The 22,791-nt window shown below is 65.3% G+C and carries 20 protein-coding genes, 1 other RNA gene and 1 pseudogene; 12 read left to right on the forward strand and 10 right to left on the reverse strand.

The genetic code is table 11. The features are described 5' to 3' along the window. Window position 1: 1 nt before the first annotated feature. Both DOM33_RS12185 and DOM33_RS12190 read right to left on the reverse strand, forming a co-directional pair. On the reverse strand, window positions 2–337 hold the full coding sequence (locus DOM33_RS12185) for an RnfH family protein (RefSeq protein ID WP_110669359.1): 336 nt from the start codon (window positions 335–337) through the stop codon (window positions 2–4). Next, complete coding sequence (locus DOM33_RS12190; protein WP_110669361.1) at window positions 330–761, reverse strand: type II toxin-antitoxin system RatA family toxin; 432 nt, start codon at window positions 759–761, stop codon at window positions 330–332. Before DOM33_RS12190 ends, DOM33_RS12185 begins: the two co-directional genes overlap by 8 nt. Window positions 762–886: 125 nt before the next feature. On the opposite strand from DOM33_RS12190, the gene smpB reads away from it, so the two are divergent. From smpB to DOM33_RS12205, 3 genes are all read left to right on the forward strand, one after another. Then, window positions 887–1,366 carry an SsrA-binding protein SmpB gene (smpB, locus tag DOM33_RS12195; RefSeq protein WP_110669363.1) on the forward strand — a complete coding sequence of 160 codons (480 nt, stop codon included), beginning with the start codon at window positions 887–889 and terminating at the stop codon, window positions 1,364–1,366. Window positions 1,367–1,423: 57 nt separating this feature from the next. After that, window positions 1,424–1,802: a transfer-messenger RNA gene (ssrA, locus tag DOM33_RS12200) on the forward strand. A 271-nt stretch (window positions 1,803–2,073) separates the two neighbouring features. Further along, entirely contained in the window at window positions 2,074–4,557 is a 2,484-nt protein-coding gene (locus DOM33_RS12205; RefSeq protein WP_110669365.1) for a mechanosensitive ion channel domain-containing protein, read from the forward strand. A 126-nt stretch (window positions 4,558–4,683) separates the two neighbouring features. Here the strand turns inward: DOM33_RS12205 and DOM33_RS12210 are convergent, their stop codons facing one another. From DOM33_RS12210 to hemC, 5 genes are all read right to left on the reverse strand, one after another. Continuing rightward, window positions 4,684–5,607 (reverse strand): ROK family protein, encoded by a 924-nt coding sequence (locus DOM33_RS12210; protein WP_110669367.1) that lies wholly within the window; start codon window positions 5,605–5,607, stop codon window positions 4,684–4,686. 149 nt (window positions 5,608–5,756) lie between these two features. Beyond that, a complete protein-coding gene (locus tag DOM33_RS12215) occupies window positions 5,757–6,980 on the reverse strand; it encodes a heme biosynthesis HemY N-terminal domain-containing protein (protein ID WP_110669369.1) in 1,224 nt (407 codons plus the stop codon). Then, on the reverse strand, window positions 6,977–8,638 hold the full coding sequence (locus tag DOM33_RS12220) for a uroporphyrinogen-III C-methyltransferase (RefSeq protein ID WP_110669371.1): 1,662 nt from the start codon (window positions 8,636–8,638) through the stop codon (window positions 6,977–6,979). The genes DOM33_RS12215 and DOM33_RS12220 overlap by 4 nt, the downstream gene beginning before the upstream one ends. Window positions 8,639–8,643: 5 nt before the next feature. Next, the gene (locus DOM33_RS12225; protein ID WP_110669373.1) at window positions 8,644–9,432 is read right to left on the reverse strand and encodes a uroporphyrinogen-III synthase; all 789 of its coding nucleotides are present in this window, start codon (window positions 9,430–9,432) and stop codon (window positions 8,644–8,646) included. Continuing rightward, complete coding sequence (gene hemC, locus DOM33_RS12230) at window positions 9,432–10,373, reverse strand: hydroxymethylbilane synthase (protein WP_110669375.1); 942 nt, start codon at window positions 10,371–10,373, stop codon at window positions 9,432–9,434. Before hemC ends, DOM33_RS12225 begins: the two co-directional genes overlap by 1 nt. A gap of 389 nt (window positions 10,374–10,762) precedes the next feature. On the opposite strand from hemC, the gene argH reads away from it, so the two are divergent. From argH to DOM33_RS12265, 7 genes and pseudogenes are all read left to right on the forward strand, one after another. Further along, the gene (gene argH / locus DOM33_RS12235) at window positions 10,763–12,175 is read left to right on the forward strand and encodes an argininosuccinate lyase (RefSeq protein ID WP_110669377.1); all 1,413 of its coding nucleotides are present in this window, start codon (window positions 10,763–10,765) and stop codon (window positions 12,173–12,175) included. A 37-nt stretch (window positions 12,176–12,212) separates the two neighbouring features. After that, window positions 12,213–12,299 (forward strand): annotated as a pseudogene (gene lptM, locus DOM33_RS16475) (LPS translocon maturation chaperone LptM); the annotation flags it as partial. 224 nt (window positions 12,300–12,523) lie between these two features. Further along, on the forward strand, window positions 12,524–13,828 hold the full coding sequence (gene lysA, locus DOM33_RS12245) for a diaminopimelate decarboxylase (RefSeq protein ID WP_110669381.1): 1,305 nt from the start codon (window positions 12,524–12,526) through the stop codon (window positions 13,826–13,828). Next, complete coding sequence (dapF, locus tag DOM33_RS12250; protein WP_110669383.1) at window positions 13,819–14,652, forward strand: diaminopimelate epimerase; 834 nt, start codon at window positions 13,819–13,821, stop codon at window positions 14,650–14,652. The genes lysA and dapF overlap by 10 nt, the downstream gene beginning before the upstream one ends. 167 nt (window positions 14,653–14,819) lie before the next feature. After that, window positions 14,820–15,560, forward strand: a complete 741-nt coding sequence (locus DOM33_RS12255; RefSeq protein ID WP_110669385.1) for a DUF484 family protein — start codon at window positions 14,820–14,822, stop codon at window positions 15,558–15,560. Continuing rightward, window positions 15,544–16,443 carry a tyrosine recombinase XerC gene (locus DOM33_RS12260; RefSeq protein WP_110669387.1) on the forward strand — a complete coding sequence of 300 codons (900 nt, stop codon included), beginning with the start codon at window positions 15,544–15,546 and terminating at the stop codon, window positions 16,441–16,443. Before DOM33_RS12255 ends, DOM33_RS12260 begins: the two co-directional genes overlap by 17 nt. 5 nt (window positions 16,444–16,448) lie before the next feature. Beyond that, entirely contained in the window at window positions 16,449–17,183 is a 735-nt protein-coding gene (locus DOM33_RS12265) for an HAD family hydrolase (RefSeq protein WP_110669389.1), read from the forward strand. A gap of 40 nt (window positions 17,184–17,223) precedes the next feature. Here DOM33_RS12265 and yihA read toward each other — a convergent pair whose 3' ends face one another. Next, window positions 17,224–17,847 (reverse strand): ribosome biogenesis GTP-binding protein YihA/YsxC, encoded by a 624-nt coding sequence (yihA, locus tag DOM33_RS12270; RefSeq protein WP_110669391.1) that lies wholly within the window; start codon window positions 17,845–17,847, stop codon window positions 17,224–17,226. Between the two features lie 317 nt (window positions 17,848–18,164). Between yihA and DOM33_RS12275 the strand changes: the two genes are divergently transcribed. Then, the gene (locus DOM33_RS12275; protein WP_110669393.1) at window positions 18,165–18,803 is read left to right on the forward strand and encodes a thiol:disulfide interchange protein DsbA/DsbL; all 639 of its coding nucleotides are present in this window, start codon (window positions 18,165–18,167) and stop codon (window positions 18,801–18,803) included. A gap of 4 nt (window positions 18,804–18,807) precedes the next feature. Continuing rightward, complete coding sequence (locus DOM33_RS12280; RefSeq protein ID WP_110669395.1) at window positions 18,808–19,635, forward strand: endonuclease/exonuclease/phosphatase family protein; 828 nt, start codon at window positions 18,808–18,810, stop codon at window positions 19,633–19,635. A gap of 102 nt (window positions 19,636–19,737) precedes the next feature. On the opposite strand, the gene nuoN is transcribed toward DOM33_RS12280, so the two are convergent. Together nuoN and nuoM are read right to left on the reverse strand one after the other, a co-directional pair. Beyond that, complete coding sequence (gene nuoN, locus DOM33_RS12285) at window positions 19,738–21,186, reverse strand: NADH-quinone oxidoreductase subunit NuoN (RefSeq protein ID WP_239495354.1); 1,449 nt, start codon at window positions 21,184–21,186, stop codon at window positions 19,738–19,740. Continuing rightward, entirely contained in the window at window positions 21,183–22,709 is a 1,527-nt protein-coding gene (gene nuoM / locus DOM33_RS12290; RefSeq protein WP_110669397.1) for an NADH-quinone oxidoreductase subunit M, read from the reverse strand. Before nuoM ends, nuoN begins: the two co-directional genes overlap by 4 nt. Window positions 22,710–22,791 lie beyond the last annotated feature (82 nt).

Below are 22,791 nucleotides of genomic sequence, written 5' to 3' on the forward strand. Positions count from 1 at the left end.
GCTATACGCGTTTTGCAGCGCGCTCGCGTCTTGCCTGCTTGGGGTCGATCTCGAGCGGGCGATAGACTTCGATCCGATCGTTCTCGGCAGGGAAGTAATGTGTGGGCTCCCGCAGCACCACGCCAAAAGTACCGAGCGGCGCTTGACGAAAGAAGTCGCTGGAGTAGGTCTGGAAGCGCGTTTCCAGACGTGCCTGAATGACGGCTTCGCGAGCGTTCAGGCCAAGAGAGGTGGGCAGCGTCACGATCTCCTGCCGTTCTGGCGTGGCAAAGACGACCTCGAACGTGGCCTCCGGGCCGGATGCACTTTCCTGCTCGACCACTGCCGGCTCATCCATAGAGCTGATCGGCTCGCCGCGTGAAAGCGTCCACCTGCTGGCCCGCTACCTGCTGGAAAAGCTTACCGAAGGCCACACCCAACAGCCGATTGCTGAATTCGAACTCCATTTCGAGCTCGATCTTGCACGCCTGCTCGCCCATCTGGCGAAAGTGCCACTGACCGGTGAGGCGCTTGAACGGCCCGTCCACCAGCGAGAGGTCGATCCGGGAAGGATAATCCAGATCATTGCGCGTCACGATGCTCTGCTCGACGCCCCCCTTGGCCAACGTCATGCGGCCGACGATGAACCCTTCACCGCGTTCGACCACGCCTGCGCTTCGACACCCCGGCAAAAATTCAGGATAGCGCTCGAAGTCGTTGACCAGTTCGAACATCGCCGCCGGCGTGTGCCGCACGAACGCGGATCGGTTGACGCTTGGCATAGGCATCTCCACTGCGTTATCGCTCTGATACGCGTATCATGAGCAACCGTTTATCAAATGCTTGAATGGTAGCATGTCCGCCCCGATATCTGCGGGATCGCCGGATATCGCCGTGAAGAGGTGTCATGGTTAAAAAGAAGGATAACGCGCCGGGCAACAGTACGATCGCCCAGAACAAGAAGGCTCGTTTCGAGTATCACATCGACGAGGTCTTCGAAGCCGGGCTTTCGCTGGCGGGCTGGGAAGTGAAGAGTCTGCGTGCCGGCAAGGCACAGCTGACCGACACGTATATCCTGGTCAAGAACAGTGAAGCCTGGCTGCTCGGCAGTCATATCATGCCGCTCAACACTGCGAGCACTCATGTGCTGGCCGACCCGACGCGCACGCGTAAGCTGCTGCTGCATCGCAAGGAGATCGCCAAGATCTTCTCGCGGACTCAGGAGAAGGGTCATACCTGCGTGCCGCTTCGTATCTACTGGAAGAAGAATCTGGTGAAGTGCGAACTGGCGCTGGTGCGTGGCAAGCAGCTGCACGACAAGCGCGCTACGCAGAAAGAACGCGACTGGAACCGGGAGAAGGCGCGGGTCATGCGCGATCACGCCTGATCGGTAGACGACTGTGGCGTAGTGGCAAGACTGACTGCTAGACTAGGCAGGTTCTACGGGGGCGACATGGCTTCGACGCCGGTGACAATCCCTGAGGTGCATGCCGAGAGCGTAACGTATCTCGTAAATCCAACGTTACGATTAAATAGTCGCAAACGACGAAAACTACGCTCAAGGCGCACTGGCAGCGTAACAACTGCTAGCTGTTGTCTGGCCCCAAGGTGATGTGCCCATTCATCGCTGCGGGGATATGAGCTAAAGCTGATGGGACCGCGGATGTCAGCGCTCTCCTGACATTCGTCAAACCTTAGAGAGATCGCAAGGTGCAATCCTGCCCGTCGGAGTGCACTGAGTTAAATCAAATGACGGAACTAAGCATGTAGAGCTGATGGGCGAGTGCCGGCGGACGGGGGTTCAATTCCCCCCGCCTCCACCAACACTGAAATAGAGCACCTCTTCGGAGGTGCTTTTTTTATGCCTGCTGATTCGACGTCGCTTGGCAATCGGTTACGCTTTCTGTCGCGCCACGTCAGAAACGTGGCAACGGTTGGGGATTTGGCTAGCCTCAGGAAAATGGCCTCGCAAGAAAGGCATGTACTGCTGTCGGCCCGCCCAGCGAATTTCCTAACCTGCATAAAGTGTTAACCTAAGCGCGTTTAGGATCCCCCCGTCGTCGATACGATCATTCAGGACAAGGAGGTTGAAGCGTGACAGTTCTTCGCCCGGATCGCTGGCTCAGTCGCTGGCTACTGTTGATATTGCTGGCGTTTGCCGCCCCCGCCCTTGCCCAGAACAGCGGCAGTGATAGTCAGAGCACTCAGGATGGCCCGGCCTATTCGACGATGGCCGATCTGCTCGAAAACGAGCAGTCCCGCCAGACCTTGATCGATCAGCTACGCCAGCTTGCGCAGAATCAAGGCGAGGAAACCTCCCAGGGCGATGGCGAAAGCGCTGCTTCCGATGCCGCGAGTGACGACACGTCGAACGACCGGACCGACGAAAGCGCCAATGGCACTGACGAAAGCGCTAGCGGCGAAGCCGATAGCGACACCACCACCGAGTCTTTCCCGCGACGCATGGCGGAAATTACCAGCGCCTTCGCGGGTGACATCGGCGGCCAGTTGACGCTGATCGCCACTACCATCGGCGGTTTTTTCACCAGCGGTGACGCTGCAGCGAGCAGCGGCCCGAGCTTCAATCTGGGTGACTTCCTCAGCGCGACGCTGGAGCTCGTCATGGTGATCGCCGCGACGGTCGTGGCGTTCTTCGTGCTGCGCATGATCGCCCGCCCGCTCTTCTCCAAGTTCAGCCAGTGGTCGCTTAAGGGTGACGGTCGCAACCGACTGCTGCGCGTCATTGCCGCTGTCGTTCTGGCCGCGATCGTCGATGTCGTCGTGATCGTACTGGCCTATATCGCGGGCAACCTCGTGGCGACCTTCCTCGTCGGCGAATCCGGCAGCATGAGCACGCGCTTCTCGCTGTTCCTGAACGCTTTCTTGATGATCGAACTGTTCAAGTGCGCGCTTCGCGTACTGTTCTCGTCGAGCCATGAAGGCTTGAGGCTGGTTCCCATCGCCTCCGATCAAGCCCGTTACTGCAATCGCTTTCTGGCGACACTCGCCGGCTTCGTCGGCTACGCCATGCTCGTTGCGGTACCCATCATCAACGCCAACTTCTCGCCCACGTTCGGCAAGGCCGTCAGCGTTCTCGTCATGCTGATCGCCCTGATCTGGGCGGTAACGGTCGTGCTGCGCAATCGCGTTCCGGTTCGCGACTTCTTCATCGCTAAATCCGAGGACGCGACGATGGGAGCGGCAGGCGTCGCGCTGCGTCTATTCGCACGCTGCTGGCACATCCTCGCCCTCGCCTACGCGCTAATGGTGTTCGCCGTCACGCTGCTGCACCCCGAAACCGCGCTGCCTTTCGTGCTGATCGCTACGCTCAAGACGATCCTCTATATCGGCATCGGCATGTTGATCTCCGGGATCCTCACCCAGCTGATCGGACGTCGCATCGAACTGTCCGAAGGGCTTCGCGAGCGACTGCCGCTGCTGGAGGTTCGCCTCAACTCCTACATCCCGACGCTTTTGAAGATCATTCGCGCGATCATCCTGATCGGCGTGGTGATGTACGTTCTCGACGCCTGGCGGGTCTTCGATCTGGCCGCGTGGTACGCCACCGACGGCGGCACCCGCACCGTCGCCACCGTCATTCAGGTGCTGCTGATCCTGGTCGTTGCCGGTGTCGTCTGGCTCGGGCTCTCGAGCCTCATCGAGAACTATCTCAGCCCGAACAGCGGTAGCGGCGAACCGACCGCTCGTGCCAAGACGCTGATGAGCCTGTTCCGCAATGCGCTGGCGATCACCCTGATCATCATGACCGTGATGATCATCCTCTCCCAGATCGGCATCAATATCGGGCCACTGATCGCCGGTGCCGGCGTACTGGGTCTGGCGATCGGCTTCGGGGCGCAAAAGCTGGTTCAGGACGTCATCACCGGGGTGTTCATCCAGCTCGAGAACGCCATGAATACCGGCGACGTCGTCACGGCCGGCGGCATCACCGGTACCGCGGAGCGTGTCAGCATTCGTTCGGTGGCGATTCGCGATCTCGCCGGGACCTACCACATCGTGCCGTTCTCCTCGGTCGACACGGTTTCCAACTTCATGCGCGAATTCGGTAACCACGTCGGCGAGTACGGTATCGCCTACCGCGAAGACATCGACTACGCCATCGCTCAGCTCAACGCCGCCTACGAAGATCTGCAGGCAGACGAAGAGCACGGGCACAAGCTGCTCGCACCGATGACCGTCGCCGGCGTCATTGCACTGGCCGACAGCTCGGTGAACATTCGCGTGATCATCAAGACCACGCCGGGCGATCAGTGGGGCGTCGGTCGCGCCTACAACCGGCTGGTCAAATACTACTTCGACCGTGCCGGCATCGAGATTCCGTTCCCGCACACCACGCTCTACTTCGGTCAGGATCGCGAAGGCTCCGCGCCGCCGGCGAACCTGCGCGTGATGCAGCAGGACTTCAGCATCGACGGCAGCCCCGCCGGTCAGCCGCGCAACGACGGTGGCGCCGGCGACCAACGGAGCCTGCCCACCAGCCAAGAAGCGCGCGACGAAACTCACCGCAAACCCACTCACGATGACGTCGACGACGACGGCCCCGACGATCCGCGCTGATCGCCGCTATCGATCAGCGATCGCCAACGACGAAGGCCGCCCTCGGGCGGCCTTTTTCGTGTCGTCGGACAGAAGTTGTCTCTTCTTGGCCTCGGCGATCATCGACCGCCCGGACGCGCCCGCTTCTCACTCGTCGCTGGAAGTGGCAAGCGCGGCGCCCTGCATGGCCGCACCGCGAACGCCACTGGCAGCGCCAAAATACGAGCGCACGACACGGGGCAACGCAATGCCGGCAAACAGATGCCGTGACAGCGCGCCTGGCAGCTCGTCGATCACGCAGTCGAGCGTCGACAGCCCCCCGCCGACCACGATCACTTCCGGCGCCAGCAGCTTGACGACGTTGCCGAGTGCCTCACCCAGCAGGTCGAGGTGGCATTCGTGCGCCGAGATGGCCGATGACTCTTTTGCCTGCCACGCCGCATGCCACTGCTCCGCAGTGAGCCCTTCGCCACCGAAGTGACGATACAGGCGCGCGACTCCCGGTCCCGAGACGTAGCTCTCCAGGCAGCCTTCGAGACCGCAGCCGCAGGCAAGTACAGGCAGGTCGTAGCGCGCTATGGCGCTCGCCGACAAGGGCAGGTGCCCCCACTCACCGGCGAAGCCACCACTGCCACGTAGCGGGCGGCCGCCGACCACGGCGCCGCCGCCCGCGCCAGTTCCCAGAATGGCGCCGAAGGCATGCTCGACCCCCTCGGCGCTGCCACCCGGACCGGTCTCGGAGACGATGAAGCAGCGGCTGTCGTTCTCCAGCGCGACCGGGCGATCGAAACGTTTTGCCAGCGTTCGAACCAGCGACACCTGTCGTAGCCCGGGAAGATTGGCAGCGACGAGATTTCCTTGCCTGTCGATCACCCCAGGGATACCGATGCCCAGCGTGCCAGCGTTCCCCGTTCGCCGGTCGGCCTCGGCCACCATCGCGGCCAGTGTCTCCAGCAGTGCTTCACCATCATCGGCAGGGGTCGGCTCGCGCCAGTGATCGAGTCTTTGCCAAGCGCCGTCAAAGCGTGCGATCTCGATCTTGGTCCCGCCAATGTCGATTCCGTAGTGCATGAACGAGGCTCCTGAGTGACGAAATCGGGCCGTCGGTTGTGGCGACGAGGCGCCACCACGCGTTGGCGGCAACAGGGTATCCCGCTAGGGACGATGGCAACAAAAAGGCGCCCGCGAGGGGCGCCTTGGGGAACCGGGCTGGCTTGTCGTCAGCGTGTCATGTCGCTGGGCTGGGGCAGCGCTGGCAGCGACTTGTCGAGCAGCGTGACACTCTGACGATAGTAGAGCTGGCTCTTGCTGTGATCGCCGAGATTGGCGTAGAGGCGCGCGAGTTCGGCGCAGACCACCCCGCTCGAACGCTGCCGCTGGCTCGCCTCGAAATACTCCTGCGCCTTGCCCCAGTAGGCATTTCGCAGTGACAGACGCCCCAGCGTCAACAGCAGGTCCGGATCGTTGGGCCGTTCTTGCAGCCACTTCTCGGCGTAAACGAGCTGGCGCGGGGCATCGACGTCGAGCAGGCCGTAGCGCAGTACCAGGCGCGTGTCCCAGTGCTCTCGTAGTGCATTGCGCAGCAGCCGCTCGGCATCGCCCTGCTCGCCGCCCTTGATCAGCGCTTCGCTGTAGAGCAATACCAGCTCGATGTCGTTACGCAGACCGTCCGGCATATCGGCCCACAGCGTGCGCACGCGCTCGAGATTGCCCTCTTGCTGCGCGGCGTGGATCAGCAGCTCACGATAGGCGCGCTGCTCGAGTTCGCGGCGCTCGTCCTCGGTGATCAACCGGTGCTTGTCGAGACGTGGCAGCAGGCGTCGCAACCCGTCCCAGTCGTTGACGCTGAGATAGGCCTGCTTGAGCAGCTTGAGCACTTGCGGGTGCTCGGGTAGCTGCTGCTCGAGACGCGTCAGCGTTGCCAGCGCCTCCTCGAACTGCTGACGATCCAGCATCAGCTGCGCCTGCACCAGCCCCACCGCAGTATCCGCACCCTCGGTGCTGTGATTGGCCCGATTGAGCAGAATGTCGGCCTGCTCGTAGCGCCCCTGGTAGTGGGCAGCGAGCGCGGCGGAGAGATAGTTGACCAGCGGCGTGCCGGAGTCGTCGGCAGCCTGCGTCAGCGCCTTCTCCGCACGTTTCCAGCGCCCTTCGGCCAGCGCGACCAGCCCCCGCACCGTGCGCCGCATGGCAGTGCGATGCCGCGTACGACTGTTCCAGACCTTGAGTCGGCTCACGGGCCGACGCAGGCGCACCAGCGCTCGCAGCAAGAAGTGAAAAACCACGAACGCGATCAGCAGCAGGACACAGCCGAACCAGAACGAGGTCTGGATCGAGGTGTCGCCAACGCGAATGAACCAGTATCCGGGTAGCGACGACATCAGCTGCCCGAACAGCGCGCCGACCGCCAGACCGATGACGATCAGCAGGATCAGCTTTCTCATGCGTCGTCTCCCTCGGCCGACCCACTCTGGGATTCGCCATTGCTGGCGCCGTTACCACCGCGACTATCGTTGTCGCTGTTGCCGCCATTGCCACCGCCGTTGCCGAAGCGCTGCTCGATGAAGCGCTTGAGCAGCTGCGAAGACTCGCTGATGTCAGGCAGTTCCGGGCGTACTTCGGTGTCGCGCAGCGACTGAAGCTTGTCGAGAGCGTTCTCGACGCCATCCCGGTCGGTGGCGTAGTAGCCGTTGATCAGCTCGATCGCCTTGTCGAGGCTCGCCTGATAGAGCTCCGGCTCCGCCTTGAGCAGCGCCAGCTGCGCCTGCTCCAGCAGCAGACGGACGTTCTGGCGCAGATAGGACTCCTGCTGCGGCGTGATCAGTGCCTCGAGCGGCTGATCATGACGGCGTACCGTCACCAGATCCTTCAGCTCGCTGCCGAGCGTCGCGAGCTGATCGCGCCAGCCGCCGGCCGGCTGGGTATTGGCACCGTCCGCGGCGATCTGCTCGATGTCCTGCTTGAGCGGTAGGCTGGCCAGCTGCTCCTGCTGCGCCATCAGAGCCAGATAGAGACCGGTGCGATCGACATTGGGCACCGAGTCGAGCGCGGCGAGTTCCGACTGGATCGCGCGGCGAATCGGCACCAGTGCCGGGTTGTCCGCCTCACGCAGGCGATCGTCGGCGGTATTCAGCAGCGCCTTGGCGCCGTTGACGTCACGCTCGAGCTGCAGGCGCTGATTGGCCAGACGCAGCAGATACTCCGCCTCGGCATGCAGCCACTCCCTCGGGTCCGCCTGCTGCTGCTGCGCCAGCTCGTCGAGAACGTCGTCCAGCGTCTGATCGACGCTCTGACGATACTGATCGAACTCGCCGCGCATCATGTTGAGCGCCTGCTGACGATTCTGATCGATGTCGTCGAGCCGTGACTCGATTTGCCCGATGGCGTCACGATTGGACCCCATCTGGTCGAGCCGGGCCTGCTGCTGCTGAAGCGTCTGCCATCCCTGATAGCCGAGCACGGCGACCACCAGCGCGAGCAGTACCAGCAGCACCAGGGCGATCAACCCCAGCTTGCCGCCACCCCCGCTGCCACGCGTTCCGTTATCGCTCGGCGGCGTACCGCTACCGCTACCGCTACCGCTACCGCCACGAGCATAAGGGCCCGTCGGACGGTCGGCGCTTGTCTGCGCGCGCTTGTCGGTATCCGGTGTCGTCGATGAACTCGCAGCCGCCGTCGAGGCCTTGCCGGGCGTGGCTTTATCGGGGGCGGGCTTGTCCGTCGACGTCTGGCCGCTGGAAGACTTGTCGCCAGACGCCTTCGCGCGGGTGGCAGGCTCGGCTGCGGCCTCGGACGCCGATGAGGCATCCGGCGATACGGCAGCGGTCGAGGCGTCCCCGACGCCGGTTCCCGACGAGCGAGCGGAACTCGGCTCCCCCCGGCTGTCGGGCTGGGTGACGTCAGGTTTGATCGGCTGAGCGGAGCGAGCGGACGATGCGTGGGTAGCGGACGATGCGTGATCCGCGGACGGGGTGGCCGTCTCGTCGCTGGCAAGCGCATCCGGCGGGGAGGCTGCGTCGTCGGCTTTCGTCTCCGCGACGTTGTCGTTCTTATCGCCCCTCGGGGTCGACTGCGATGTCGAATCTTTTCGTTGCTTGCTCATCTACGCTATGCCTTTTCCTGGTCACCCTGATCGAAAGTCGCGCGTCGCGGCGTCGGTAGGCCGTCGAGCGCCTCGGTCAATGCCGAGGGCGATGCGCCGGACGCCACGTGAAGCGAGCTAAACCCCAGCGTCGTCGCCAGTGTAGCCAAGCGCCGGCTCGACACGATTAGCGGTTGGTTCAACGCCGCTGGACCGCACCATTGCACGAGATGGTGCAGGATTTCCCCACTGGTCACCACCAGCGCCCGGTAGTCGCCGCCCTCGAGCCAGGTACTGGCCGGCGGCGTCGGCGGCCCGTAGCAGCGACGGTAGAGGGCGAGCGGTTCGACGTGTGCGCCGCGCTCGCCAAGCACGTCGACGAGCCGTTCTCTCCCGCCCTCGCCCCGTGCCAGTAGCAGCCGTTTGCCGGCCACCTGCTTCAGCGAGGCGGCCTCGAGCAGTGCGTCGCTGTCTTCACCGGCACCAGCCGGTGGCAAGACGGCGGGCACGCCGAGCGCCGCGTGGAGCGCATCGGCCGTGGCGCGACCCACTGCATAAAAGCGTAGCCGTAGTGGCAGCTGCGGCCAGTATGAATCAATCGCTTCGCCAAGACACGCCGCCGCCTGTGGACTGACGACGATCACCCCGTCGTAGTGGTCGAGCTCGAGAATCTTGCCGCGTGCCTCGGCCTCGAGAGCCAGCGTCTCGAGCCGTATTACCGACAGCGCCACGGGGTCGTAGCCCGCTTCACCGATGACGCTGGCCAGCGCTTCGCCGCGCTCGCCGGGTCGAGTGAGCAGAACGCGCTGGCGCATCAGGCGCTACCGTAGACCTCGGCCAGAATTTCGCCGGCCCCCTGGTCGAGCAGCGCCTCGGCAATGCGGATCCCCAGCGCCTCCGGCTCCATCGCCGAGCCCCGCCCCTCGGCGCGAAGCACTTGGCTGCCGTCGGGACTCCCCACCAGGCCGCGCAGCCAGAGCGTGTCGCCGCCGTCCTCGAGCACCGCGTAGCCGCCGATGGGGACCTGGCAGCCGCCATCGAGTCGCGTATTCATCGCCCGCTCGGCACGCACGCGGGTGGCGGTGGGGCCATGGTCCAGCGGCGCCAGCAGCGAGACGAGTTCGGCGTCGTCGTGGCGACATTCGATGCCGAGCGCCCCCTGGCCGCAGGCGGGCAGGCTCTCTTCGTCCGTGAGCTCGGCGGTGATGCGCTCGCCGAGTCCCAGCCTTTGCAGGCCGGCGGTGGCGAGAATGATCGCCTCGAAGTCCCCGACGTCGAGCTTGCCGAGGCGCGTCTGCACGTTGCCACGCAGCGGCAGCACTTCCAGATCGGGACGCCGGGCGCTGACCTGGAGCCCGCGACGCAGGCTCGAGGTTCCCACGCGCGCCCCTTCGGGCAGCGCATCGACGCTGGCGTAGGTGTTGGAGACGAACGCATCGGTGGGCGCACCGCTGGCGAGAATCACCGAGAGCCCGAGCCCTTCGGGGAAGTGCATCGGCACGTCCTTCATCGAGTGCACGGCGAGATCGGCGCGGCCGTCGAGCATCGCCTCCTCGAGCTCCTTGACGAAGAGCGCCTTGCCACCGATCTTCGCCAGCGGCGTGTCGAGAATCTTGTCGCCCCGCGTCGATAGCGGCACCAGCTCGACCGTGAGCTCGGGGTGGTGATGCTCGAGCAGCGACTTGACGTGCTCCGCCTGCCACAGCGCCAGCGCGCTCTTGCGGGTTGCGATTCTCAATCTGTTGGCGTCGAGCACGCGATTCTCCGAGTCGGGGGCTTTGCCGGTCGCATAGAAGGCGACACCGGCCTCTCTAAAAGGATGAAAGCGGAATCACGAACGCCCGGCATCGGCCGTCGCGCCCGCCTCGAGGCATGATAAAGCAGTCGTCGAGCGAGGAGAAACCGGTGCCGCCGGTCGCACGGCGGCTCGCGGCGGTGCACGCGCCAACGTGGCTAACGCCGGCTCAGGACGACGCTGATCCGCCAGGACGACGCTGATCCGCCAGGACGACGCTGATCCGCCAGGACGACGCTGGCGGTGACTCTGGTACACTCGAATCACCGTGCCGCGGGCCTTCTGCCTTTCCAGGTGACACTCGCGATAGCGCAACGTCTTTCGCCAACCACGACAGAGCTCGATCTTCGATGACGCAGGCAACCAATCAATCCTGGGGCGGGCGCTTCAGCGAACCCACCGACGCATTCGTCGCCGCCTTCACCGCTTCGATCGCCTTCGACAAGCGCCTCTATCATCACGACATTCGCGGCTCCATCGCCCATGCCACCATGCTGGCGCGGGTGGGTGTCCTGACCGACGCCGAGCGCGATCAGATCGTCACCGGCCTCGGCGAGATCGAAGCCGAGATCGAGCGCGACGAGATCGAGTGGTCCGTGGCGCTGGAAGACATTCACATGAACATCGAGGCGCGGCTCACCGACAAGATCGGCGTCACCGGCAAGAAGCTGCACACCGGACGCTCCCGCAACGATCAGATCGCGACCGATATCCGCCTCTATCTGCGCGACGAGATCGACGCCGTTGCCGCTGAGCTCGCCCGCCTGCGCCACGGGCTGATCGAACTGGCCGAGCGCGAGGCCGCCACCATCATGCCCGGCTTCACCCACCTGCAGACGGCGCAGCCGGTTACCTTCGGCCACCACCTGCTGGCGTGGCAGGAGATGCTCGCCCGCGACCACGAGCGGCTGCTCGACTGTCGCAAGCGGGTCAACGTGCTGCCGCTGGGGGCCGCGGCGCTCGCCGGTACCACCTACCCCATCGACCGCCACGTCACCGCCGAGCTGCTCGGCTTCGACCGGCCGGCGGAGAACTCGCTGGATGCGGTGAGCGATCGCGACTTCGCCATCGAGTTCACGGCGTTCGCCAGCATTCTGTTGATGCATCTGTCGCGCATGAGCGAAGAGATGGTGCTGTGGGCGAGCGCCCAGTTCGACTTCGTCGACCTGCCGGACCGGTTCTGCACCGGCTCGTCGATCATGCCGCAGAAGAAGAACCCCGACGTGCCGGAGCTGGTGCGCGGCAAGACCGGCCGTGTCTACGGCCACCTGATGAGCCTTTTGACGCTGATGAAGTCCCAGCCACTGGCCTACAACAAGGACAATCAGGAGGACAAGGAGCCGCTGTTCGACACCCTCGATACGGTCAAGGGCTGCCTGCGCGCTTTCGCCGACATGGCCCCGGCGCTGAAGTCCAAGCCGGAGAGCATGTTCGAGGCGGCCCGGCGCGGTTTCTCCACCGCCACTGATCTCGCCGACTATCTGGTGCGCGCCGGCGTCGCCTTCCGCGACGCCCACGAGATCGTCGGCAAGGCAGTCGCCTTCGGCATCGAGCAGGGCCGCGATCTTTCCGAGATGACCCTTGCCGAGCTCACGCAGTTCTCCGACGCCATCGGTGACGACGTCTTCGAGGTGCTCACCCTCGAGGGCTCGGTGGCGGCGCGCAATCACATCGGCGGCACGGCGCCGGATCAGGTCCGGGCGGCGGCCAGTCGTGCCCGCGACGCGCTCAACGCCCTGAAGGAGCCGAACCATGTGGCATGACACTCGCACTCCGGCTTTCCGCCATGGCCGTCGCGTCGCGCTCGGCCTGCTCGCGACGCTGGCGCTAATCGCGCTCGTCGGCTGCGGTCAGAAGGGCCCGCTCTACATGCCGGGGGATCGCGACGCCGCCGAGGACTACGATCCGCAGGGCGCCTACGAGACCCAGGCCGATGACGGCGACACCGCGCCGGGCCCGCAGGCCACGCCGCTGCCGGGCGCGTCGGCACCCGACGCGGAAACGCTACCCGTCGATCCCGTCGAGGCGAGCCCCGGCATGCGCTCCGACAGCGACGCCCCGACGCGCCCCGGCATGCGCAGCACGACGCCTGCGGATAGCGAGGCACCACAATGACGCTGGCGGCCTTCCCGACCCACGACGGCATCCTTCACGCCGAGGGGCTGAGTCTCGTGGCCCTGGCCGAGACCTACGGTACGCCTTGCTACGTCTACTCCCGTGCGGCGCTGACGCAGCATTTCTGCGCCTACCGCGATGCACTGGCGGACATGCCGCATCTGGTCTGCTACTCGCTCAAGACCAACTCCAATCTCGCGGTGATCGACGTGCTGGCCCGGCTCGGCGCCGGATTCGACATCGTCTCGGTGGGCGAGCTCGAACGCGTCCTGGCCGCCGGCGGCGACCCGGCCAAACTGGTCTTCTCCGGCGTCGGCAAGCGCGACGACGAGATGGCTCGCGCGCTCGAGGTGGGCATCAAGTGCTTCAACGTCGAGTCCGAGTCGGAGCTTGCGCGTCTCGACGCCGTCGCCGGGCGCCTCGGTCGCGTGGCGCCGGTGTCGATCCGGGTCAACCCGGACGTCGACGCCCGCACGCATCCGTATATCTCCACCGGGCTCAAGGACAACAAGTTCGGTATCGCCATCGACGACGCCGAACGGGTCTATCGCCACGCGGCTGCGCTCGAGAACGTCGCGCCCGTCGGCATCGACTGCCACATCGGCTCTCAGCTCACCGAGATCTCGCCGTTTCTCGACGCCCTGGATCGGCTACTGGGACTCCACGACCGTCTCGCCGCCGCCGGTATCGCCATCGAGCATCTCGATCTCGGCGGCGGGCTGGGCGTCGACTACGCCGGCGAGACGCCGCCGCCGGTGGCGGACTACATCGGGGCGCTGCGCGAACGTATCGGCGAGCGCCAAGTCGAGCTGATCTTCGAGCCGGGCCGCTCGATCGCCGCCAACGCCGGCGTGCTGCTGACCCGGGTCGAGTACCTGAAACCCGGCGAGAGCAAGAACTTCGCCATCGTCGATGCCGCCATGAACGATCTCATCCGGCCGACGCTCTATCAGGCGTGGCAGAACATCACACCGGTGGATGGCCGGGCGCCGCGCGAAACCGCATGCTGGGACATCGTCGGCCCGGTCTGCGAATCCGGCGACTATCTCGGCAAGGAGCGTGATCTCGCCATTGCCGAGGGTGATCTGCTCGCGGTCCACTCCGCCGGCGCCTATGGCTTCGTCATGGCCTCGAACTACAACACCCGCGCTCGCCCCGCCGAGGTGATGGTCGACGGTGACGCGCATCACCTGGTGCGCAGACGCGAACCGCTGGAATCGCTCTGGTCACTGGAGTCGCGCCTGCCGGAGAGCGGGTCAGCGCAAGACTCGCCGTCGGCGGAGCGCCCGTCATGCTGCTGAACTTCACCAAGATGCACGGGCTCGGCAACGATTTCGTGGTCATCGATCTGATCAGCCAGCGAGCCTATCTACGCGACGAGCAGATCCGCCGGCTGGCGCATCGCCAGTTCGGCATCGGTTTCGATCAGCTGCTGCTGGTGGAGCCACCGCGCCAGCCGGACATGGACTTTCGCTATCGCATCTTCAATGCCGACGGTGGCGAGGTGGAAAACTGCGGCAACGGCGCGCGCTGCTTTGCCCGCTTCGTCGTCGACCAGCGCCTGACCCACAAGCGCGAGTTCAAGGTCGAGACCCTCGGCGGGCCGCTGACACTGAAGGTGACGGACGACGGCCGCGTGCGGGTCGACATGGGCGCCCCCCGGTTCGCACCACCGGCGCTTCCGTTCGTCACCGACGAGGATCAGCCGCTGCACCGTCTGGTGATCGACGACGAGACGGTGGCGTTCGCGGTCGCCTCCATGGGCAACCCCCATGCGGTGGTTCAGGTCGCCGACGTCGACAGCGCGCCGGTCGCTGAGCTTGCGCCGAAACTGCAGGCGCACCCGAGCTTTCCGCAAGGCGTCAACGTCGGCTTCCTGCAGATCGACTCGCCACACTCGGCCCGCCTGCGCGTGTACGAGCGTGGCAGCGGTGAGACGCTCGCCTGCGGTACCGGCGCCTGCGCGGCGGTCGCCTGCGGCATTCGTCGTGGCGTGCTCGAAAGCCCGGTCGAGATCGAGCTGCGCGGCGGGCGGCTGACCCTGGAGTGGGCCGGCGATGAGGCACCGATGATCATGACGGGCCCGGCGGTGCGGGTCTTCGATGGCCGGTTCGCGCTCAACTGAGCCGCCGAGCGGCGCCACGGTACGCGACTTCGCCCCCCGTGCAGCCGTCCGACGGCAGGCGTGATCCCGCTCGCTACCGGGCGCGGGCAACAGTGATGAAAGCAATCGAATAAAGACATGTCGTGTCGCGCATGTCGTGTCGTAAGGGATGAAAGGAGAACGATCGCATGTCAGCTGCCCAGGCCCCCGAGCCACGCCGGACGCTCGACCCTGACCGGGTCGCCGAATGGCTCGCGCAACACACCGACTTCTTCGTGGGGCGCGAAGGGCTCCTTCAGCAGATGAAGGTGCCGCATCCCCACACGGCTGGCGCCGTCTCGCTGCTCGAACGTCTGGTCATCGACCTGCGAAGGCGTGCCGAAGACGCCGAGTGGCGACTGGAAAACCTGCTGGAGTCGGCGCGCTACAACGAGGCGCAGTACCGCCGCACCCGAGAGCTGGTACTCGGACTGATCGAAGCGGAGGACGCCGACGCCCTGGCACAGGCGCTGTCGACCCAGCTCGCCGAGCGCTTTCGCACGCAGGCGATGGGGCTGTGGCTGGAAACCTCGCCGGCGTGCCACGCGCGTCCGCGGGATGACAACGCGCTGCAGCCGCCCCGCTTTGCCTTGACCGATGATGCCCGGGCGCGTCTGGAGATGCTGCTCGACGGCCAGACCAGCCGCTGCACGACGCTGGATCAGGCAACCTGGGCGGCGCTGCTGCCACACTGCACCGCCCCGGAAACCAACGGCTCCTGCGCGATCACCCGTTTGACCCAAGGCGAGTCGCTGGGCTTTCTCGTGCTGGCGAGCCACGACCACGAACACTTCCGGGCGACCCTCGACACCCTGTTCACCGAGTATCTCGGCGAGGTGGTGAGCCGGCTGCTGTCACGAGCGGAGACGCGACTTGCAGGCCGCGGCTGACGCCTTCCTGCGGCGGCTGTCGCAGCGCGCAAGCCCTGCGACCGTGGACGCCTACCGCCGCGACATCGCCCATCTCGCGAGCTGGCTCGGCGAGCAAGGCGTCGACAGCTGGCAAGCGCTGGACGTCGCGACGCTGCGCCGCTATCTCGCCGGCGAGCGCACCCGCGGCATGGCCCCCAGAACGCTGGCGCGCCGTCGGGCGGCGCTGTCACGCTTCGCCGACTTCCTGGTCAATCAGGGCGAGCTTGGCCACAACCCGGTGAAGCTGACCCAGGCCCCGCGCCAGCCGCGTCACCTGCCGAGCCCGGTGGACGTCGATCAGCTCGGCCACTTTCTCGATACGCCGCATAGCGGCGAGCCGCTCGAGATTCGCGATCAGGCGATGCTCGAGCTGTTCTACTCCTGCGGCCTGCGCCTTGCCGAACTCGCCGCGCTCGATCTCGCAAGCCTCGATGCCCGACACGTACGCGTCATCGGCAAGGGCGGCAAGCCGCGTCAGATGCCGCTGGGCCGCCGTGCCGCCGAGGGAATCACGGCATGGCTGGGTATCCGCAGCGTGCTCGCCAAGCCGGACGAACACGCGCTGTTCGTCGCCCAGCACGGCGGGCGACTGGGGCACCGCGCGATCCAGTCGCGGCTGTCCGAGATCGCCAAGCGTCGCGGTCTGCCGGAGCATCTGCACCCGCACCGGCTGCGTCACTCCTTTGCCAGCCATCTGCTGGAATCGAGCCAGGATCTACGCGCGGTACAGGAGCTGCTCGGCCACGCCAACCTCTCGACGACGCAGATCTACACCCGACTCGACTGGCAGCAGCTCGCCGAGGTCTACGACAAGGCCCACCCGCGAGCACGCCGCGCCCCCTCTTCCACCGACGAGAACTAAGCCGAATGCCTCTGGATGCGATCACCTTCGATCTCGACGACACGCTGTGGCACAACGGCCCGGTCATGGCGCACGCCGAACCCACGCACTACGAATGGCTCGCCGAGCAGATCGATGCGCTGCCGGACGCCATCGCCAAACCGCTGGCTGACAGTTTTCCGCTCGAGGAGTATCAGCGTATCCGGGCTTCGCTCATGCAGCGTTTTCCGCTGAGCCGGGGCGATCACAGTTTCATCCGCGAGCGCGCGATGATCGAGCTGCTGCAGGCTCACGGGCTGTCGGAATCGACGGCGACGCACTGGGCGGCGAAGGGGTTCGAGCAGTTCATGACGCTGCGCCATACGCTGACGCCCTTCCCGGAAGTGGAGCCGATGTTCGAGGCGTGGGCGCGGCGCTATCGCCTCGGCATCATCACCAACGGCAACGTCGACGTCCGTCGGCTCGCACTCGACCACCATTTCGACGTGATCATTCTCGCCGGCGAGATGCATGCGCCCAAGCCCGACGCCCGCCCCTTCCTCGACGCCGTCTTTCGGATGGGCACGGTGCCCTATCGGGCGCTGCACGTGGGAGACAACTGGGAGGAGGACGTGCTCGCCGCGCATCGCGTCGGCATGCAGGCGGTCTGGATCGATGCCAAGAACGAGGGCGAACGCGAGCTACCACCCAGAGTGACGCGGATCACCCACGTGCGTGAACTGCCGGGGGTCGTGGAGAGGCTGGACCGGGAGATGGCCTGACAGGCTCGGGCGAGCGCCGGCGCTCGCCCGAATCGAGACGTCAGGCGTCGGACGCCATCCAGCGGTTCATCACCGCGTAGGCCTCGTCGACACCCTGGCGCTTGAGCGAAGAGAAGAGCTGCACGCTGACCAGATCCTCCCACTCGGCGAGGCGTGCTTTGACCTGCTGCAGCGAAGCCTTCGCCGGCCCCTGCTTGAGCTTGTCCGCCTTGGTCAGCAGGATATGCACGGGCAGTTCGCGTGCGTCGGCCATCTCGAGCAGCTGCACGTCGAAATCGCTCAGCGGATGGCGCACATCCATCAGCAGAATGAGCCCGGCGAGCGAGCGGCGCCGGCGCAGGTAGTCGGCCAGATGGGACTGCCACTCTTTCTTCATCGCCTCCGGCACCTTGGCGTAGCCGTAGCCGGGCAGGTCGATCAGGCGTCGACTCTCGTCGTTCTCTAAGCTGAAAGCGTTGATCAGCTGCGTACGCCCGGGGGTCTTCGAGGTGCGCGCCAGCGCCTTCTGCCGGGTGAGCGTATTGATGGCGCTCGATTTCCCGGCGTTGGAGCGCCCGGCGAAGGCAATTTCCACGCCTTCATCGACGGGGCAGTGAGCCAGCGTCGGCGCACTGATGAGAAATTGGGCCGTCTGGTAATTGAGGCGTGCAGGTGTCTCGGTCATGGCCGGCTCGAGGTCCGTTTGGCGTTGGCGGCGCGCAGTGTAGCATGATCGCTGATGACGCCCGATGGCAGCGCGATTCGCCGCCGCGGTCTACGTTTTCACCCGGCTTTCTGTCAGGCTGAACCAGGACGCGTTCATTGCCGACCTCTGCCGGGTGACCGCACCGGGAACCTTTGCCGACGCCAGACGCTCCAATTCAGAGCGCTTGTCGGCCACCGTGAGTGCTCGCGCCGCGGACAGTCGATACACGGCCGGGCTACGGCCTTCGATAGCCAGGTCGCCCCCAGGTTTCATTTTCAAGCTCAGGAGCTGTACGCATGATCAAGTCGTTTGTCGCGCTTTTGGCCGGTGTCACGCTTTCCGGTGCCGTCATGGCCGCCGCCCCGGTCGAGGGCCAGGACTATCAGGTCATCGACGAGCCGATGGCCTCCGAAGCGCCGTCCGATCAAATCGAAGTCACCGAAGTCTTCTGGTACGGCTGCCCGCACTGCTACGCGCTGGAAAGCACGCTCAACGACTGGGTGGACCAACTGCCGGACGACGTCACCTTCGACCGCCTGGCTGCCCCGCTCGGCCAGGTGTGGGAACAGCACGCCAAGGCGTTCTATGCCGCCGAGTCGCTGGGCATCGAGGAAGATCTGCGTCAGGACTTCTTCGACGCCATTCACGAAAAGGGCCAGCGCCTCACCGAGGAGGACGATATCGCCGCCTTCTTCGCCAACTACGGCGTCACCGAAGACGAAGCCCGCAAGGCGCTCAACTCATTCGGCGTGAAAAGCCAGATCCAGCAGGCGAGCGCCAAGATGCGTGCCTACAAGCTGATGGGCGTGCCCGATCTGATCGTCGACAACCGCTACGTGGTAACGCCGGACTCGGCCGGGTCGCTCGAGAACATGACCCAGATCGCTAGCGCCTTGATCGACAAGGTCCGCGAGGAACGCGACGAGGCCGAGTGAGGTCATGTCCGTAGCCGCTTCGACACCCGCCAGTGACGTCGCACCGACGCTGAAACTGCTGACCTGCAATCTGCAGGTCGGCATTCATACGTCGGCCTACCACCATTACCTGACACGAAGCTGGCAGCACCTGTTGCCACACCCCAAGCGCCGCTCACGGCTCGACGTCATCGGCAACGCGCTTGCAGGATTCGATATCGTCGGCCTTCAGGAGGTCGACGGCGGCAGCTTTCGCTCCAATCACGTCAATCAGGTCGACTATCTGGCTCGCCGCTCCGACTTTGCCTTCCATTTTCAGCAGCTCAATCGCGACCTTGGCCGCGTCGCCCAGCACAGCAACGGGCTGCTGTCGCGTCTTGCGCCGAGTCAGATCGACGAGCATCGACTGCCCGGCATGCGCGGCCGCGGTGCGATTCACGCCCGCTACGGCGACGGCCCGCAAGCGCTGCACGTCTTCGTCGCGCATCTGGCACTGAGCCAGCGCGGCCGCGCCCGTCAGCTCGACTACCTCGGCGAGATCATCCGGCCACTGCACAACGTCGTCGTCATGGGCGATCTCAACTGCACACTGAGTCAGCTGCGCACCCACCCGCGCTTCTGTCAGGCGCTCGACTTGAACCCGCAGGACCCGGTGGCGAGCTACCCGGCGTGGCAGCCACGCCGCGCGCTGGATCACGTCCTGCTCTCCGCCTCCCTCGGCGCCGAGCCGCCCCGCGTGCTCGACGCCATGTTCTCGGACCATCTGCCCGTCGCGGTGGACATTCACCTGCCGGCGGCCTGCCGGGTCAGCATCGGGCTGAGCGCGACCCGAGATACCGCCCCCACGCGCTAGCCAACGTTCTGGAAGCAACAACGTTGCCGAATTCATCCCCCCGCGACGCAAAAGCGCCTCCGAAGAGGCGCCTGCAGGCATCGCGACGGCCGACCGGCGACGTCAGGGGGAGGCGATCAAGCCGACCCAGTTGATCATCGGCGTCGGATAGAGCCCGAGCAGGATCACCAGGGTCGCCACGCCCAGCACCACCATACCGCCGGCACGTTCGGCCCAATCGTGGGTGGCATCGCGTTTCTGCATGCCCGGTTCGATTAGAAAGAGCGTCACCATCACGCGCAGATAGTAGTAGAGGCCGATGGCGCTACCCAGTACGACGCCGCCCGTCAGCCACCAGCGATGCGCCTCTACGCCGACGGCGATGATGTAGAACTTGCCGATGAAACCCGCCGTGAACGGAATGCCCGCCAGCGACAGCAGCGATACCGTCATCACAGCGGTGAGATAGGGTCGGCGCCAGAAGAGCCCGCGATAGTGGTGCAGCGGACTCGCATCCGCAGTGCCACCGGTCGCCGTGTAAGGACTCGACACCAGCGTGACCACGCCAAAGGCGCCCAGCGTGGTCAGCACGTAGGTGATCAGATAGATCCCCACCGTTTCGGTGGCGAGCCCCTCGTTGACCACCAGCGCCACCAGCAAATAGCCGAAGTGGGCGATGGAGGAGTAGCCCAGCAGACGCTTCAGATCGGTCTGCGTCAGCGCCAGCAGGTTGCCCACCAGCATGGTGATCAGCGCGACGAAGCCCAGCAGGTCGTTCCACCAGTCCTCGTGAAACGCCAGCGCCGACTGGAAAAGACGTAGCAGCACCAGAAAGACCGCCACCTTGCTCGCCGTGGCGAGAAAGGTCGTCGCCGGCCCCGGCCCGCCCTGATAGACGTCCGGCGTCCAGAGATGAAACGGCACGATGGAGAGCTTGAACGCCAGCCCCACCAGCAGCATGCCGGCGCCGGCCAGCAGCCAGACATCGTTGCCCCGGGTGGCCATCGCCTCACCCAGCGCAGCGAACTCGAGCGTGCCGGTGACCGCATAGAGCAGCGCCATGCCGAAGAGCAGAAACGCCGTCGCCGCCGCCGAGAGCACCATGTACTTGATACCGCTCTCGAGCGCGCCGCGGTCGCGGAAGGTATAGGCGAGCATGCCGAACAGCGGCATCGACAAAAGCTCGATGCCGAAAAAGAGCGTCGCCATGTGCCGCGCCGATACCAGCACCAGCCCGCCGGCCGCGGCGCTCAGCAGCAGCAGGTAGAACTCGTCCCGCGGCCCCTCGTATCCTTCGAGATAGTGGTGCGCGAGCGTCACGCAGGCGAGCGTCGAGACCAGCACCAGCACCCCGCCAAAGCGTGAAAGATCGTCGACCACGAGCAGCCCGGTCACGTCGACGTCACCCATGGGCCAGCCAAACAGCAGCGCCAGCAGGGCGGCGTTCAGCCCCACCGCCGAGAGAATCGCGTTCAACGCATGGTTGCGTTGCCAGGCGATCGACAGCATCACCACGACGACGCTCAGACAGACGAGAATCAGCGGCGAGATCGCAAGCATTGCGGGCATCATTGCACGCCTCCCGTCATTGCCCCGGTCTGAGCAAAGGTCTGTTGAACGATCTGCATCGCCCCCGCCGTGGTCTCGAGCAGCGGCTGCGGGAAGAGCCCGAAGAAGATCACCAGCGCCACCACGCTGAGCAGTAACACGGTCTCCCGTCGGTCCATGCCCCCGAGCGAGCTCTCCTCCGCGGGCGGCCCGAAGTAGACCCGCTGCATCAGAAACAGCGAGTAGATCGCCGCCAGAATCAGGCCCACGCTGCCGATCACCACGATCCAGGGGGCGACACCGAAGGCGCCGAACATCACCATGAACTCACCCACGAAATTGGCTGTGCCCGGCAGGCCAAGCGAAGCGGCGACGAACACCAGCGCAAACCCGGGAAGCCCGTGAATTCGCCCCCAGAGCCCGCCCATCTGGCGCATGTCGCGAGTGTGCAGGCGCTCGTAGAGCTGCCCGGAGATGATGAAGAGCCCCGCCGCGGAGAAGGCGTGCGCCACCATCAGCGCGACCACGCCCTGCAGGGCAAGCTCGGTGCCGGCATAGATGCCGATCAGCACGAACCCCATGTGCGAGATACTGGTGTAGGCGATCAGGCGCTTCAGATCCTGCTGGCCGCAGGCGAGGATCGCACCGTAGAAGATACCGATCAGCCCCAGCGTCATCGCCACCGGCGCAAACGCCTGAGAGGCTTCGGGAAAGAGCGGCAGCGCAAAGCGCAGCATGCCGTAGGCCGCCGTCTTCAGCAGGATGCCGGCGAGGTCGACGCTGCCCGCCGTGGGCGCCTGGGCGTGGGCATCCGGCAGCCAGCCGTGCAGCGGCACCACCGGCAGCTTGACCGCGAAGGCGACGAAGAAACCCAGCATCAGCCACCAGGCGACGTGCTCGGGCAGCGGCGTGTCGAGCAGATCGGCGTAGGCGAAAGTGAAGACGCCGGTCGCATCGTGGTGGGCGAAGACCAGCCCCAGAATGGCGATCAGCATCAGTAGCCCGCTGGCCTGGGTGTAGATGAAGAACTTGGTCGCCGCGCCGATTCGCGAACTCCCCTTCGACCCGCTGTGCCCCCAGAGCGCGATGAGAAAATACATCGGCACCAGCATCATTTCCCAGAACAGGAAGAAGAGGAACAGATCGATCGCCAGGAAGACGCCGACCACGCCACCCAGGATCCAGAGCAGATTGAGGTGGAAGAAACCGACCCGCGTGACGATCTCTCGCCACGAACAGACCACCGCCATCGCCCCGAGCAACCCGGTCAGCGCGATCATGATCAGGGACAGCCCGTCCATCGCCAGGTGCAGCTGAATGCCGAAGCGCGGAATCCAGTCCATCCGCCACTCCTGGGTCCAGGCCGTGGTGGCGCCTTCTGCGGGCAGGCGGAAGTCGGCACCGATCCAGAGCGCAAGCACCAGCGCAAGCTCCAGCACCATGGTCGCAAGCGCGATCCAGCGCGGCGCGCGGTCGCCGAACCGCTCAGCCTGCCAGCACGCCAGGCCGCCGATGAAAGGGATCAGTATCAGCCAGACCAGAGTCATGAATCAGCCTTCCGCGGGTGTGTGTGTTGCGAACGGGGTGCCACCCTTGCCGCTACGGGTATGGCGAACGTCCCGCCGCCTG

The sequence above is a fragment of the Salinicola halophilus genome, from assembly GCF_003206155.1.
Taxonomy (GTDB): Bacteria; Pseudomonadota; Gammaproteobacteria; order Pseudomonadales; family Halomonadaceae; genus Salinicola; species Salinicola halophilus.

Bases quoted from the DNA above. Each gene is read 5' to 3' on its own strand.
- DOM33_RS12185 (WP_110669359.1), bottom strand. From the start codon at position 337: ATGGATGAGCCGGCAGTGGTCGAGCAGGAAAGTGCATCCGGCCCGGAG.
- DOM33_RS12190 (WP_110669361.1), bottom strand. From the start codon at position 761: ATGCCAAGCGTCAACCGATCCGCGTTCGTGCGGCACACGCCGGCGGCG.
- smpB (WP_110669363.1), top strand. From the start codon at position 887: ATGGTTAAAAAGAAGGATAACGCGCCGGGCAACAGTACGATCGCCCAG.
- DOM33_RS12210 (WP_110669367.1), bottom strand. From the start codon at position 5,607: ATGCACTACGGAATCGACATTGGCGGGACCAAGATCGAGATCGCACGC.
- DOM33_RS12215 (WP_110669369.1), bottom strand. From the start codon at position 6,980: ATGAGAAAGCTGATCCTGCTGATCGTCATCGGTCTGGCGGTCGGCGCG.
- DOM33_RS12220 (WP_110669371.1), bottom strand. From the start codon at position 8,638: ATGAGCAAGCAACGAAAAGATTCGACATCGCAGTCGACCCCGAGGGGC.
- DOM33_RS12225 (WP_110669373.1), bottom strand. From the start codon at position 9,432: ATGCGCCAGCGCGTTCTGCTCACTCGACCCGGCGAGCGCGGCGAAGCG.
- argH (WP_110669377.1), top strand. From the start codon at position 10,763: ATGACGCAGGCAACCAATCAATCCTGGGGCGGGCGCTTCAGCGAACCC.
- lysA (WP_110669381.1), top strand. From the start codon at position 12,524: ATGACGCTGGCGGCCTTCCCGACCCACGACGGCATCCTTCACGCCGAG.
- dapF (WP_110669383.1), top strand. From the start codon at position 13,819: ATGCTGCTGAACTTCACCAAGATGCACGGGCTCGGCAACGATTTCGTG.
- DOM33_RS12255 (WP_110669385.1), top strand. From the start codon at position 14,820: ATGTCAGCTGCCCAGGCCCCCGAGCCACGCCGGACGCTCGACCCTGAC.
- DOM33_RS12265 (WP_110669389.1), top strand. From the start codon at position 16,449: ATGCCTCTGGATGCGATCACCTTCGATCTCGACGACACGCTGTGGCAC.
- yihA (WP_110669391.1), bottom strand. From the start codon at position 17,847: ATGACCGAGACACCTGCACGCCTCAATTACCAGACGGCCCAATTTCTC.
- DOM33_RS12275 (WP_110669393.1), top strand. From the start codon at position 18,165: ATGATCAAGTCGTTTGTCGCGCTTTTGGCCGGTGTCACGCTTTCCGGT.
- DOM33_RS12280 (WP_110669395.1), top strand. From the start codon at position 18,808: ATGTCCGTAGCCGCTTCGACACCCGCCAGTGACGTCGCACCGACGCTG.
- nuoN (WP_239495354.1), bottom strand. From the start codon at position 21,186: ATGATGCCCGCAATGCTTGCGATCTCGCCGCTGATTCTCGTCTGTCTG.
- nuoM (WP_110669397.1), bottom strand. From the start codon at position 22,709: ATGACTCTGGTCTGGCTGATACTGATCCCTTTCATCGGCGGCCTGGCG.